At 48.9% G+C, this 14654-nt stretch carries 12 protein-coding genes; 4 read left to right on the top strand and 8 right to left on the bottom strand.

The window, feature by feature from the left end; translation table 11 throughout:
- Positions 1 to 292 precede the first annotated feature (292 nt).
- The 4 genes from AC534G_RS05925 to dpaL all read right to left on the bottom strand — a co-directional run bounded on the left by AC534G_RS05925 (position 293) and on the right by dpaL (position 5749).
- The gene (locus tag AC534G_RS05925; RefSeq protein ID WP_042313230.1) at positions 293 to 1579 is read right to left on the bottom strand and encodes an MFS transporter; all 1287 of its coding nucleotides are present in this window, start codon (positions 1577 to 1579) and stop codon (positions 293 to 295) included.
- Positions 1580 to 1657: 78 nt separating this feature from the next.
- Positions 1658 to 3250 carry an N-acyl-D-amino-acid deacylase family protein gene (locus tag AC534G_RS05920; RefSeq protein WP_069324608.1) on the bottom strand — a complete coding sequence of 531 codons (1593 nt, stop codon included), beginning with the start codon at positions 3248 to 3250 and terminating at the stop codon, positions 1658 to 1660.
- 67 nt (positions 3251 to 3317) lie between these two features.
- Positions 3318 to 4502 (bottom strand): YgeY family selenium metabolism-linked hydrolase, encoded by a 1185-nt coding sequence (locus AC534G_RS05915; RefSeq protein WP_038632852.1) that lies wholly within the window; start codon positions 4500 to 4502, stop codon positions 3318 to 3320.
- A gap of 32 nt (positions 4503 to 4534) precedes the next feature.
- Complete coding sequence (gene dpaL, locus AC534G_RS05910; protein ID WP_110498796.1) at positions 4535 to 5749, bottom strand: diaminopropionate ammonia-lyase; 1215 nt, start codon at positions 5747 to 5749, stop codon at positions 4535 to 4537.
- Between the two features lie 380 nt (positions 5750 to 6129).
- On the opposite strand from dpaL, the gene AC534G_RS05905 reads away from it, so the two are divergent.
- Positions 6130 to 7878 carry a sigma-54 interaction domain-containing protein gene (locus tag AC534G_RS05905; RefSeq protein WP_110497091.1) on the top strand — a complete coding sequence of 583 codons (1749 nt, stop codon included), beginning with the start codon at positions 6130 to 6132 and terminating at the stop codon, positions 7876 to 7878.
- Between the two features lie 80 nt (positions 7879 to 7958).
- Here AC534G_RS05905 and AC534G_RS05900 read toward each other — a convergent pair whose 3' ends face one another.
- Positions 7959 to 8459, bottom strand: coding sequence for an anti-virulence regulator CigR family protein (locus AC534G_RS05900; protein WP_038632857.1), 501 nt, complete (start codon positions 8457 to 8459; stop codon positions 7959 to 7961).
- Positions 8460 to 8787: 328 nt separating this feature from the next.
- Between AC534G_RS05900 and AC534G_RS05895 the strand changes: the two genes are divergently transcribed.
- The 3 genes from AC534G_RS05895 to galE all read left to right on the top strand — a co-directional run bounded on the left by AC534G_RS05895 (position 8788) and on the right by galE (position 11664).
- Positions 8788 to 9423 carry a carbonic anhydrase gene (locus tag AC534G_RS05895; RefSeq protein ID WP_038632863.1) on the top strand — a complete coding sequence of 212 codons (636 nt, stop codon included), beginning with the start codon at positions 8788 to 8790 and terminating at the stop codon, positions 9421 to 9423.
- 222 nt (positions 9424 to 9645) lie between these two features.
- The gene (locus tag AC534G_RS05890) at positions 9646 to 10584 is read left to right on the top strand and encodes a glucosamine inositolphosphorylceramide transferase family protein (protein WP_110497089.1); all 939 of its coding nucleotides are present in this window, start codon (positions 9646 to 9648) and stop codon (positions 10582 to 10584) included.
- A gap of 63 nt (positions 10585 to 10647) precedes the next feature.
- Positions 10648 to 11664, top strand: coding sequence for a UDP-glucose 4-epimerase GalE (galE, locus tag AC534G_RS05885; protein ID WP_038632871.1), 1017 nt, complete (start codon positions 10648 to 10650; stop codon positions 11662 to 11664).
- Positions 11665 to 11710: 46 nt separating this feature from the next.
- Here the strand turns inward: galE and AC534G_RS05880 are convergent, their stop codons facing one another.
- The 3 genes from AC534G_RS05880 to AC534G_RS05870 are packed head-to-tail and all read right to left on the bottom strand — an operon-like array spanning position 11711 to position 14653.
- The gene (locus tag AC534G_RS05880; RefSeq protein WP_110498795.1) at positions 11711 to 13102 is read right to left on the bottom strand and encodes a DUF4832 domain-containing protein; all 1392 of its coding nucleotides are present in this window, start codon (positions 13100 to 13102) and stop codon (positions 11711 to 11713) included.
- Between the two features lie 31 nt (positions 13103 to 13133).
- On the bottom strand, positions 13134 to 13541 hold the full coding sequence (locus AC534G_RS05875) for a hypothetical protein (protein WP_038632874.1): 408 nt from the start codon (positions 13539 to 13541) through the stop codon (positions 13134 to 13136).
- Between the two features lie 2 nt (positions 13542 to 13543).
- Positions 13544 to 14653: a glycosyltransferase family 4 protein gene (locus AC534G_RS05870; protein WP_110497087.1), complete on the bottom strand. Its 1110-nt coding sequence runs from the start codon at positions 14651 to 14653 to the stop codon at positions 13544 to 13546.
- Position 14654 lies beyond the last annotated feature (1 nt).

The following is a 14654-nucleotide window of genomic DNA, read 5'->3' as shown; positions in this document are numbered from 1 at the left end:
GATTTTTTCATAATCAAGATGAATAAATCATAAAAATAACATTTAGACTTACAAGAATTAAACCTTGAGCCTTTCTGTAGATCAAATCATTAACACATTATAGAGGGAATATTCCTACACATGTAGGACTGGTCTTTCATTTATTATGCTTAATTCTTAATAAGGAGAGGAATAGAATTGCAGTGGTAACTGTACATCTGGCGGGAAATTCAGTTATTGCGAGTGATTAAACGTTGATGCCCCTCAATCCCTGTGGCTCTGAAACAGCAGAGCCACAGGAGACAGACATTAATCAAGCCTGACTGGGTAATGCTCCAACCGCGCGCGAGTTTTTCACGGTCAGCGTAACGACGGCAGAACATAACAGTGCGGCAATCATAAAGATAAAGGCGCTGTTATAGCTTCCTGCGCTGCTTTGGATCAGCCAGCCGATGATAGGTGCAGAAACAACGCCCGCCATCTGGCCGCCAAAGTTAACGATCCCCGACGCCCGTCCCATAATGTTGCTGGGGATGGTATCCATCAAAATTCCCCAGAACGTCGCCATAGCGAAGAACATGAACAGGGCTGAAATACACTGATAAACCACCGCCATATCTGCGCTGCTTACGCTGAAGGTCAGGTACAGGAAGCCTGCGGCAATGACTGAGGTGACGACGTACAACGTTTTACGCATCGGTTTGAATTTATCTGAACAGTATCCGCCTAACAATGTGCCTCCTGCGCCAAACAGGAAGGGAATTGCCGCCATTACGCCGGTCTTGGCCAGAGAAAATTCACGTACGGTGATCAGATAACTGGGCAACCAGGTTGAAAATCCCCAGAAGGTGATATCAAACAAAAACCAGATACTTGCCATTTGCCAGAGCACCGGCATTTTGAGTACGTCTTTAAACGCGATAGCGCTGGTATTTTGCAGCCCACCCTGATCGTCAACGGCCAGTTCCGCCAGATCCTGCTGCGTAATGGCGGGGTGATCTTTCGGGTTGTCACGCGTAAATAAGTAGATCCCTGCGGCAATAAACAGTCCAGGAATACCCAGCACGATAAAAACCATATGCCAGCCAAAAGCCCCAATAATGCTGGCTGCGACCACAACCGCCAGCGCCGGGCCTAAGGTGTTCACCGTTGATTGAATCGCCGTCGCGCGCCCGCGCTCTTTCGACGGGAAATAGGTCGAAATCATCTTCCAGGAGGCCGACGGGAAGCACCCTTCGCCGATACCAAAGAAGAAGCGCACTGCCAGCATTAGCGGTAGCGTCAGCACAGCGCCGGTTAAGCTGGTGAAAACAGACCACCAGGCAATACCAATGGCCATGATTTTACGCGAGCCAAACTTATCCGCCAGTAAACCACCGGGAATTTGAAACGCGGCATAACCAATAAAAAAGGCGCTAATAATTAAACCTTGTTGGGTGGTATCCAGATTTAAATCTTTGCCGATATAAGGGAGCGAAACGCTCATGACCATTCTGTCGAGAAAAGAGAGGAGCCACGCCAGCCAGATTAATGTCAGGACGGTATATCTTGCTTTCCAGGTCTTTGGTTTACCTGAAGGTAAAGATGTTTGTAGGTTCATTGTGATGTCCTTAGGGTGTAGCGATCTACCGCGGCCATAAATAGTCGCGATAGATCAATGCGTGTTTAGCGTTATTTATTAATATTGTTTTCTTATAACCGTACCGCTACAGGCATAACTTTCCGTGCCATTAATTAAGGCAATGCGCCCATTAACCATGACAATTTCAATCCCTTGCGGATACTGATTAGGTTCAACAAACGTGCCCCTATCAGCGATAGTGTTCGGATCGAACATCACAATATCCGCCGCGTAACCCACCTTCAGCAGCCCGCGATCCTGCAGGCCCAGCACCTCAGCAGGTTTACCCGTCATTTTGCGAATTGCCGCTTCCCAGCTCAGACATCCCTCTTCACGTACGTATTTACCGAGCACACGTGGGAATGCGCCGAACACGCGAGGGTGCGGTTTTCCGGCCCCCATTAAACCGTCGGTACAAACGTTTTGCTCTGGCCGACAGAGAAACTTAATCACATGCTCTTCAGTGCCGTAGAAGTCGACCATTCCGACAGCGTTTTCTTCTTCATAAAGTAGGTCGAAGGTGGCGTTGTAGGGGTCTTTCCCGCGCAATTCACCCAACTGGACGAGGTTCAGACCAACGGCATCCTGATTTTTGGCCGTTTTCACGCTGGTAACAAAAATCTGGTCCAGACCGGCAAAATCGATAAAGTTATCCCAGCCAGGGATGCCCTGCTGAATATCCTCGATCATTTTGGCGCGCAGTTCAGGTGAGGCCAGGCGTTCCAGTAATTTGTCTGTTCCACCGGAGTGGACCCATGGCGGCAGGATCACGCCGAGCATCGTGCTGCCCGCCACATAGGGATACTGGTCGAAAGAGATGCGGATCCCCTCTTCCTGCGCCTGCTCCAGCATTCCCAGCATCTGGTCGATCAGCCCCCAGTTTTTCTTTCCGCAGACCTTCATATGTGAAATATGTAGCCAGACGCCTGTGGCTTTGGCGATATCAATCAGCTCCTGCGTTGAGTTGATAATATCGTCAGCTTCACTGCGCTGATGTACCACAAAGATCCCGTTATATTTCGCCGTGACCTTGCACAGTTCAATCATTTCGGCAGTATCGCCAAAGGCGCAAGGCATATAGATAAGCCCGGTGGAAAGACCAAACGCGCCCGCTTTTAATTCCCGCTCAAGGACTTCGCACATCCTCGCCACATCTTCACGGGTCGAAGGCCGCCCATCCAGCCCCATCGCCTCCATGCGCACGTTGCCATGCGGAACTAAATAGGCAAGGTTTGTCGCCGGATGTCGTGATGCCAACAGATTGAGATAACCGTCCGTATTTTTATATTTCCAGTCTATTTTGTCGGTATCACCGTCCAGTCCGGCAATATTTTTACGCCACGCCGGAATATATTCTTCCGGCAACGGTGCTAACGCGACGCCATCCTGCCCCAGCAATTCAGTGGTAATTCCCTGGCGAATTTTTGCCGACAGCGCGGGGTTAATAATCGCCGACAGGTCAGAGTGCGTATGGGTATCAATAAAGCCAGGACAAATAATTTTTCCCGTGGCATCAATAACCTGTTCATTGACGCCAGCTTCTATTTGACCGATTGCGACAATACGTCCGTCATCAACGACCACATCGGCAATTCTGCCTTCACTGCCCGTCCCATCGATCACATTTCCGTTTTTGAAAATGGTTTTCATCGTTATTCTCCATTGCGGCGGCGCTGCGCGGCACCGCCTGTAAGGTAAGAGGATTTTTATCGTTCTTTTATTGGCGATAGAGTGTCTGGATGATGCTGTAATAGCCGCTGGCCGAACCGGTTAACTGATCGATCTCGATATACTCATCAATGGTGTGCGCCAGATTTTCACGCGAAGGTCCGAAGCCGATAGTTTTAATTCCCGCTTCGCCCGCATAGTGACTACCGTTGGTGCAAAATGAGTATTGCGTGATGGTCGGATTAAACCCGGCCTCGCGGACGCCAGCCAGAGCGGCTTGCACGAATTCGTCCGACTCGTCATACACCCAGCCCGGGAAGAAGCGCTCCCCCTCAATGGTGGCACCGGTATAACAAGACTCCTGGCCCACAGCGTAGGAGACACGGGCCTTAAACTGCGGATCCTGCGTGATGAATTCTGCCAGGACATTTTCCAGCGGGGCAATGACGCTTTCTTTGGTTTCGCCCACCAGCAAACGGCGATCGTAGGTTGCGCGGCAGTAATCCGGCACGACCGAGGCACCCGGGTACGGCGAAGATTTAATGTCGGTCAGTTCGAGAATGCCAGGCCCGAGTACGGGGTGCGTTGGCGGGGTAATGGTGCGAATTTTGTCGATCAATTGCGCCATTTTATACACCGCGTTAATCCCTGCCTGCGGGTTGGCGGAGTGCGCAGGTTTACCAAACGTTTCAACCACAATTTCAGCACGGCCACGCTGGCCAATTTTCAGGTTTAGCTCGGAAGCTTCACCGATGATTACGTAGTCTGGCTTATAGCGCTCGCTGACCAGACGAGCGGCAATGCCTTCAAAGCACTCTTCATGCACGATACAGGCAACGTAGATTTTCCCGGCGAAATTACGCTGGTTGTCCTGGCCGAAAAAACCCACGGCGGAGATCATTGCCGCCACGGCGCCTTTCATGTCGGTCGTACCGCGACCATAAATCTTGCCATCTTCGATATCACCGCCGTACGGGTTGCGGGTCCACTTCTCTTCGTTCACCGGTACAGTATCAATATGTCCATCGAGGACCAGCGTTTTCCCTGGCTGATTACCCACGATACCGCCAACAATGTTGCCGTACTTATCAACATGGATGTCATCGAACTGGTAATGCTGCATCATTGTTTTTATGGCATTAACCACTTCCCCTTCCTGACCGGAATAACTTTTTTGTTGGATTAGCGCCTGACAGTTTTTAATCACTTCTTCAATACGGTTTGCAGATAACATGGGTTTCTCCGTTCTTATTCTCAATCAGGAAATTATTTGTTGATGCCCGGGTACTGACCGCCCCAGACAATATCCAGATACTGTTGTGGGTCAGTGTCACCCTCAGTACTTATCAACAACACGCGGGAATGCTCATTCAGTCCCAGTTGCGCACGCGTTTGCGCCAGTTCAGGCGAGGACATCAGCAGTGACAGCAGGCCGGTCGTCACCGCCCCGGACTCACCAGAAACGATCTGCGGATCGCCTGCCAGCGGATTACCCAACATGCGCATGCCAAGCGCCGCAACCTCATCCGGGCAGGAGGCAAATGCGGTGGCATAATCACGCAACAGCTTCCAGCCAATGCTATTTGCCTCACCGCAGGCGAGACCAGCCATCACGGTTTGCAAATCTCCGCCCACCGCTATGGCATCACCCTCTTTCGAGCGGGCGGAGCGGTAGAGACAATCGGCAATTAACGCCTCGGCGACGATCACTTTCGGGCGATTTTCTCCCCATGCCGCTGTCACCATTCCCTGAACCATGCCGGCAAACGAGCCAACGCCTGCCTGAACAAAAATATGCGTCGGCGCAACCTGATGCAGTTGGTCGATCGCCTCCAGCATCAGCGTGCCGTAACCCTGCATAATCCACTGCGGGATCTTTTCATACCCTTCCCAGGCGGTATCCTGCACCACTATCCAGCCATGCTTTTCCGCCTGTTCCGCGGTCATGCGAACCGCATCGTCATAGTTCATATCGACGATTTCGGCAGTAGCGCCTTCGTTACGGATCGACGTCAGACGTTGCTGTGAAGAACCTTTTGGCATGTAAACCACGGCATTTTGCTTCAACTGTCGCGCCATCCAGGCAACGCCGCGACCGTGATTGCCATCGGTGGTGGTAGCAAACGTAACGGTTTGCAGATCGCGGCGCACCTCTTCGCTGGTCATCACATCAAACGGTAATTCGCTGATATCTTTACCGAGTAATTCAGCGATATGGCACGCCATCGCATAGGAACCGCCCAGCGCTTTAAAGGCTTTCAGGCCAAAACGCTGCGACTCATCTTTGAGGTAGATATTTTTTACACCCAGTTTTTGTGAAAGTGCCGGCAGCGTATACAACGGCGTTGGGGAATATCCCGGAATAGACCGATGAAAATTCAACGCCTTGACCAACTCCTGGCGGCTAAACGGAGCCAACGGCGCGTTCGGATGTTCGGTAAACGGTGTCTGGTTGATAAAAAATGATAAGTTTTCCTGCATCATAAAACCTCATTGTGCTGGTAATCCATTCCCTGCAATTGATGTCATACAGAGATATTTCCGCTATCGGTAATGCCAATAGAGCAAAATGCTTACCAGCTTTTTATTAATTGAGTAAAATCTTATAAATAATTTAATAAACACTTAAATTTCAATTAAATAGATAGAATACAAGATTTGCAGCCAAAAATATCATCGCGTTAGTTTATCGTTTCATTTTGATAAATTCTCACAATTGATAAATAGTGTGATCGCGGAAGATAAAATAAAAAAAACATACTAAAACAGAGCGGTAGATTGATTTTTCGCAAATCATTTTGGGATTAGTTCGCCTATTTATCATTTTCCATGAGAAATGCGACACGCGCCGGAGAAGTAGCATGATTTCAGTACTCAGCAATATTCAGGATGATATATGCAATTATGCCGATGCTATTTCTGGCATCACCGGAACGGATGTTGAGATCATTGATGAATCTTTAATGCGCATCGCTGGCACCGGTAAATACCGGCATATGCTCAATGAAAACGTGGCAAAAAATGGCTACATCTACCGCCACGTTTTACAGGTGCGGGAAACGGTGCTGATCAAAAATCCTGGCGAACATCCGCTGTGTCAGTTATGTGAAAAACACCACTATTGTTCTGAAATGCTGGATTTGAACGCACCAATTTTTCTCAACAATCGCGTCATTGGGGTGATCGGGATTATTTGCTCAACCCAGGCGCAGCGCGACACCCTCCTGGGCCAGATTGAGAAATTTGTTACTTTCATTGAGCAAATAGCCGTGATGATCTCCAGTAAGGTTTTTGAATGTCTGGAACGTTTACGCGCGCAAGAACGGCTGGGCGCATTTCGCCGTCTGATCGATGCCATGGACCGCGGCGTCGTGGCAATCGATGGTGATGGTCTTGTCTGGCATGCCAACCATTCAGCCGATCGCATTCTCAATCGCGAGGTTCAGGGATTACCGTTGACCATTGAAACAACCGGGGACAGTTTGTATGGCGATGAGGAGGCCTGGCTGACGCTCGAAGGTCAGAAATACCATGTACTGTGCAAGCAAATTTCGCTCTCGTCTTTGGATAACGATCGCTTAACCATGATTATCTTTCGTGACGCGCACGACTACCTGAGTACCCTTCTTCCATCGCCTTATGAGGCCGACACCCAGGTGCGGTTGATTGGTCACTCCCCCTTGATGGAACAGCTCAGAAGCACGATCGGTAAAATCGCCAACAGCTATGCCAGTGTGCTTATTACCGGCGAAAGTGGCTCAGGAAAAGAGGTCGTGGCATTTGCCATTCACCAGAGCAGCCCCCGTAAAGCCGCCCCCTTCGTAACAATCAACTGTGCTGCCATTCCCGAACAGTTGTTGGAAAGCGAACTGTTTGGTTATGTGCGCGGCGCATTCAGCGGGGCCGACCCCAAAGGCCGCGTGGGAAAATTTGAACTGGCCAACGGCGGCAGTCTGTTTCTGGATGAGATCGGCGATATGCCGCTTCATCTGCAGGCTAAGCTGCTCAGGGTTCTGCAGGAAAAAGCGATCACCCGCGTCGGGTCTAACAACACCATCAATATTGATGTACGAATTATTGCCGCGACTAACAAAAACATTAACGCGATGGTGGAGAGTAATCAGTTTCGCGAAGATCTTTTCTATCGCCTGAACGTGGTCCCTTTGGTTCTTCCCTCGTTGCGCGAACGGCGGGCAGATATTGCGGTCCTCGCACAATATTTTGCCGATGAGTTTTCGGTCAGTTATCAGCGACCATCACAACAACTTCCCGATGACGTCATCAACCGCCTCTATGCCTGGCACTGGCCTGGCAACATTCGTGAATTACGTAACGTTATCGAATATATTTTCGTGATGCGCGGGGAAGCCGCAGGGATCAACGCCAGCCATCTGCCTCCTTACCTGCTCACCGCAGCTGACAACAGAAAAACGTCGATGACAGCCCAGCCTCAGCAGCTTGCTAATAAGGGAAAACAAGCGGAAAGGGAGGCCATAGAAAATGTCATCCAGCGATTTGGCGCAAGCGTGGAGGGGAAAAAACAGGCAGCGACCGAACTGGGGATCAGCATTGCCACGCTTTATCGAAAAATAAAGCTGTACGGGTTATGAACCTGACCTTACTTAACGAAAAAGCCCGCGTAATGCGGGCGTCCAGCAGGCACAACAGAGCAAATTAATTCCGTGGCGAATCAATCAAACACGCCATTAATAACGGCAGTGACAATCGCCGTGCTCAGTGCAATCAACACCAAATTGTCGCCAACGACCTGCCATTCATAACCAGGATAATACGGCAGTTGATTCAACATAGAAGGTGGAACGCTTTTTTTAGCGATCCCCGGAGGAAGCGGTTTTCCTCGCGCCAGATTTTTGGCAATGCCTGGCGGCAGTGATTTATACCCTGTCAAACCGTATCTGACAGCATACTGCCTGGCCACGTTATAGCTGATGTCGCTATCCACGTGATCCGGCTTGCCATAATTTTTACGCTGTTCCGTATGTGCATTATTTTTTTGGCCGGCGTTTCCTTTCTGGCTGTTACCACTATTACCTTTGTTTCCGCTATTACCATGGTTGCCACTATTACCATTGCCGTTACCGTTACCGGGGTTAGCGAATACAGGGGTGGCGCACATCGTCATCGCGGCAACGGCGACTAAAGCCGTTGCTAAAGTACGGAGTCTGGACATGATGATTCCTTAAGATGTGGATACATATAAAAATGTAAGGTATTCCATGATGACTTGCTATCGCTATAACTCCGATTTATTGGCAAAAAAAGCGATGTCATTTTACCAGGCGTAGGCTTGCGAATATCCCCATTTGCAGTTTACCCCCGCCATCTGTTAACTCAGAACGGCAGAACGCGTATCGCATTTCGCCCTCGCTACGGTGGAGAAAAATCAGTCAAAAATGTTGCAAAACTGCTATAAACTCTTTCGCTTCTGTCGGCTGGTGTTAAACTGGAAAGTGTGATCTTCATCATAACCTGCTCAAACAGAGAAAAGAGACACTGCTATGCAACATATCATTGAGGGCTTCCTCAACTTCCAAAAAGAGATTTTCCCTCAACGTAAGGAACTCTTCCGCAGCCTGGCATCCAGCCAGAATCCAAAAGCGCTTTTCATCTCCTGTTCCGATAGCCGTCTGGTGCCAGAACTGGTGACTCAGCAAGAGCCCGGGCAGTTGTTCGTTATCCGCAACGCCGGCAATATCGTCCCCTCTTTCGGACCGGAACCCGGTGGTGTCTCCGCCACCATCGAATATGCGGTAGTCGCACTCGGTGTGACGGATATTGTCATCTGTGGCCATTCCAATTGTGGCGCGATGAAAGCCATTGCTGATAGCCAGCCCCTCGATCCAATGCCCGCAGTGGCGCACTGGCTGCACTATGCCGATGCAGCTAAGGCCGTGGTCGAGAAGAAAACCTGGGATAATCCCATCGATAAAGTTAACGCCATGGTGGAAGAGAACGTTATCGCTCAGTTGAACAATATTAAAACGCACCCTTCCGTTGCTGTTGGGCTGCGAAATAATGCGCTGCGTCTGCATGGCTGGGTGTATGACATCGAAAGCGGTGAAATTCGTACCCTGGATAAAAACAGCAAAACCTACGTTTCCCTTGCTGACAATCCGCAGGTGCATTTCGAGTAAACCCTCCACTGGAGCAAGGATGCTCTGGATAATTATTTCCTACTTTTGTGCTATAGACAAAAAACACACCCGGACCTAATTTTTAAAAATAGCCTTTGATGTTTCTGCATTAGTCTTCGCGCATTCATTCAACATTACGACAGATATCATGTACGCAGCAGCAAATTAGCTGTTCGTATGAGATTTTTGTTAAGATGCAGGTAATTAAAGGAGCAGGCGCGAATGCAAACGAAAATAAAAAAAATAATTAAAACATTTTTCTATCATGAGTCGTGGGACATCATGATTCTAAAGGATCATGGCTCACACTTATTCCCCGATAACACTCTGGAAATACTGAGTAAAACTACTGCCCAGCAGTTAAAAAAGAAATATACGTTTCAGGCCGACCCTTTTATTGTTGAAAAGGCCGATAAACTGTATGTTTTTTATGAAGCTTTTAGCTTTCGAAATTCGAAAGGTACGCTAAGATGCCGCGTCCTGGATCGTGAATTGACTGAAATCGATGATGTTAAACTTGAGGGGTTTGACGACTTAAAGTGTCATTTGTCATTCCCTTTCCTGATTCATATCAACGATCAGCTTTTCATGATCCCTGAGTCTTCAGAAAGAAAAGAAGTCATACTGTTTCAGTCGGTAGAATTCCCGGTACGCTGGAAGAAAATCAAAGTCTTAATATCGGATACTGAAGTAACAGATAACGTGTTTCTCACAATTAATGAAACCTGCTATCTTTTATCCACCACAATGGATAATGAAATCATTATTCACTCTGCTGAGAATATCTTTGGGGAGTGGCAGCGGATTGCCCCCTCACTGAAGGTGAGCAACCACCACCACCGGGGAGCCGGCGCGCCTTACAGTGTCGATAATAAAATGTACTTCCTCACCCAGGAGTGCACACCAGAAACCTACGGAAAATCCATCTACATCAAAGAGTTAGTTACATTAAATGATACTGTTTTCGATGAAAGCCTGATCGAGAAAATCAATTCCTCGATCAACCACAGTGATGGTGTCCATACACTAAACTTCTCAAATAACTATATTGTTTATGACTCAAAAATAAACAAGTTCAGTTTTTTATCTATACTTAAAAAAATATCTTATAAATGTATGGTGAGATATCGTAACTACAACCTTACCAGACTTCACCAATAGCATGTTTTCTATGGTAGTGGCGTGAATCAATGCCCGTTTTGATAGCATAAATCTGGAGTCTGTATGGCAATTCTTGTCACTGGTGGCGCAGGTTATATTGGTTCACATACTGTTTTAACACTACTGGAAAGAGGCGATGATGTCGTTGTCATTGATAATCTGTCGAACTCTTGTCAAGTCTCGCTGGACAGAGTCGCGGAACTCGCCGGAAGGAAACCGACTGTCTATATCGCCGATATTCTGGATCGGCAGGCGTTAAAGAACATTTTCACCCGCCATAACATCACTGATGTCATTCATTTTGCGGGACTCAAATCGGTTTCGGAGTCGATAAAAGAACCCCTCGCCTACTATGAAAACAACGTCACGGGTACGCTGGTATTACTTGATGAGATGCGGGCCGCAGGCGTGAATCGTTTTATTTTTAGCTCATCGGCCACGGTATACGGTAATCCGGAAAGCGTGCCGCTAAGCGAGCAGTCGCGCACGGGCGGTACGACCAATCCGTACGGCACGTCTAAATTAATGGTCGAACAGATTCTGGCCGATTTTTCACGCGCACAGCCCGATTTTCGCATCACCTGCCTGCGCTATTTTAACCCGGCCGGTGCCCATCCATCGGGTCGAATTGGCGAAGATCCTAACGGTATTCCCAATAATCTGGTCCCGTATATCTCCCAGGTCGCGATTGGTAAACTTGAGACCGTGTCGGTATACGGTAATGACTACCCAACCTCCGACGGTACTGGCGTTCGTGATTATATACACGTCATGGATCTGGCGACCGGCCACTTAGCCGCGTTGGATTCCCAGAACAAAGGCGCCGCTTACAAGGTGATTAATCTTGGTACCGGAGTCGGGTATTCCGTACTTGACCTCATTGAGGCGTTTGAAAAAGCGGCGCAGACAAAAATTAATTATCAGTTTGTCGCCAGAAGACCCGGAGACATTGCCGAGTGTTGGTCAGACCCTTCTCTGGCGCGAAAAGAGTTAGGCTGGCAGGCTATCTATAGCCTTGATGAAATGATGCGCGACACGTGGAACTGGCAAAAAAATAACCCGAATGGTTATAACCTGTGATGTTCTCAGCCACGAGCCAGGTCGCAAGGCTCGTGGCTTTACCAGGCTAGCGTGACGTTATTGTTGATACACGATACCAGCCGTTGCTCTGCTTCCCTTCATTGGCCAGGTTGATTCTCGCGGCGCCGGATTTATCCAGCATCGCAACCTCAATCGCATATTGCCCTTTCGCCAACTGCTCCGGCATAGGCAGCGCATAACTAACCTGATGAATTCCAGGGAGCCAATGTCGTATATCATCCGCCGCATTGCCCTGCGCCACCACCTTATTAGCACTGTCTACTACACGAAATGCCAGCGTATAGGACAGATAGATCGGTGCCACTCCATCGTTATACCAGGTACTGTTCAACGTCAGAGTTTGTCCACTGTTCCACACTGACTCATGGCTCAGGGACGCTAAGCGAAATCGGTAGCCCAGTTTGGTCAGCGCATCGTCGACAATCGGTCGATAATCGCTGGGTATCGCTCTCGATTTCAGGTTGATGGTACTGGCATGCTGCTTGAGCGCCCAGTCAAAAATCCCCTGCACTTCGGCGCGCGTATAATGAAAAGAATTCTTCCAGTCCTGCATATACGAACAGATTTCCAGACTCACCGGCGCGCGTTTCCAGGCATCGTTAAAGCCTGCATAACTTTGCTGCGCTGCCAGTAATCGCTGAGGATAGTCATCTTGCATATGATTCCACGAGTCTGAAAACACGCGCAGGTCGCCCCAACAGTCCGCTCGCCACCCGGCCCCACGCGCCACCGCATTTGCCAGGCTTTGCCCACCGCTTATCAGCATAATTTTGGGCGTTTTGGGAAAGGCAGAAAAGTGCATCGCAACGTAGCGATCCAACTGTCCGGTGGTGTATCGCTGCATGAGTGGCTGCAGGTCGGGGAAGTTGCTGTTATGCCACTCTCCCCACGACCCCACCATGCCGATATCAACAAAAGCGAGATTCTCATTACCATCGTAGCGCTGCCCCAATGCGTTGAGCAGTCGCTGGCTGTATTCGATAAACAAAGGGTCATCTAAATCCGGCACAAACGTCTTATTATCAGACGTCCAGGTCCCTTTTACGCCTTTTTTAATCAGCCAGTCGGGAATTTTAGTACCGTCCGCCGGGTCGGCAAGCGCCATAAATCGTAGCCCGACATTCATCGCAGGACGATGCGCCGCAGCGTATTTAAAGGCATCATCCACCCGCGCAAAATTGTACTGGCCCTCAACAGGTTCCAGATCTCGCCAGTAAAATCGCTCATATTCGAACCCGGTATTGGGATAATCCGCCAGACTCAGCGTTTCACCGTATCCCTGATGAAAACTGGCAACGCCAATCCCCGGATTAGTTAACGGCCCCGTCAATGCTTTGGGAGTTACGGTCGTTAATGCGGCCATGACCGACAGCGGGAGGAACATACCCAATAGCGCAGAAACCCATTTACTCTTCATCGCAGTAACGCCCCCCACTGGTTTAATCACGCTAGTGGTTTTTCAGATTTAACCACCAGTCCCAAATACCGACGTGAAAATTTTGGAATACATCAATACCTAACGCTGATTTGATCATATACAACGTCAGCAATACGCAGCAGGTGACGAACAGCACGGCGATCAACAGCAAAAAAGTGAGCAAGATCCGCGACAAGGTCGATTCCTGGCGATGCTGGCGGCGTAAATCTCTGCCAAACAAAAAAACCAGATAAAAACGTTTACTGAAAAAAGGAAAACTCCGGCGAATATCAATCTGATGCCGTGACGCCAATGTCGAGGCCAGGATCGCGTTTTCTACCCCTGCTTTTTGTTCCGGGGTCAACCCCGCCGCTATTTGCTCATCTAGGTGAGCGTAGAATCGCTCGATGACGGGAGGACGATTTTGAGGACTGGTCAAAATTAACCTATATCTTTATCAATTGAGTGATAGACGTTGACTGTCTTTTTGGCGATTTCATACCAATTATAGTTTTGCAAATATACACGATAGTCCACGCGATTGGCTGTCAACCACTGGGTTAATTTCTCGGCCAGACTGTTCACATCCCCGACCTTAAAATAGGCTTCGGCAGGTAGCTGAACTTCCAGGTTCGCCGGAATATCACTGACCACGGCGGGAAGAGAAAAGGACATCGCTTCCAGCAACGCAATAGGCAGACCTTCGTGATATGAAGGCATCACAAACAGTTTCGCCTGTGAAAATACCGCCTGCAGCTCATCACCGCGTAAAAATCCGGTCATCACGACGCCTGGCGTGTCGGCGGCCTGCTTTTTGAGGCGAATGCTGTATTCAGTCGGATGATCCGCATCGCCAATTAACACCAGCGGCATGGTCAAACCGCTTTGTTGATAAGCGGCGATGGCGTCATGCATCCCTTTTTCTTCGACAAATCGTCCAACCACCACAAGATAATTTTTCGGCTGTAGCCTAAAGCGGGAGAGCGTATTTTCGATAGTCAGCTCAGATAATAACCGCGGATCGTTCACACCGTTGTGAATTAAATGCGCGTCATAGCGACCATGTTTTTTCTGGATCAGTTGATTAATCACCTCAGAAATCACAATCACCTCGTTGGCGTATCTCACCGCCCAGCGTTCACCCAGTAACAGTATTTTTTTGGCAATGAAACCCCATTTCTGACGATCGTAGTCAGGCCCATGGTGGGTAAAAACGACCTTCTTGCCTAAAACACGTAATAATGGGATCACAAGGCCTGGTCCGATAGCATGCACATGCACAATATCCGAATGGTCGAAAACTGCCCTCAATGCCGCTAAAACGGAATGAACAATCGCTTCCAGCGAACGTTTTTTGGGCGCCCACAGCGCATAGGTTTCGACTTTCTTATACGTTGACCGTTTGTAATTCACATACGGTGAGCGAGCGATAACACAAATATCAACATCGAGCTGCTGCTTAATAGCAGGATAAAGATTCTGGCAGTGCGTCTCCACGCCGCCCAACACATCCGGAATACCTCGTGTGCCAAAAACCGTTATTTTTTTCATA

This window comes from Citrobacter sp. CRE-46 (genome assembly GCF_059615875.1).
The sequence above is the reverse complement of the archived record's forward strand: the minus strand, read 5'-3'. Positions and strand labels throughout refer to the sequence as shown.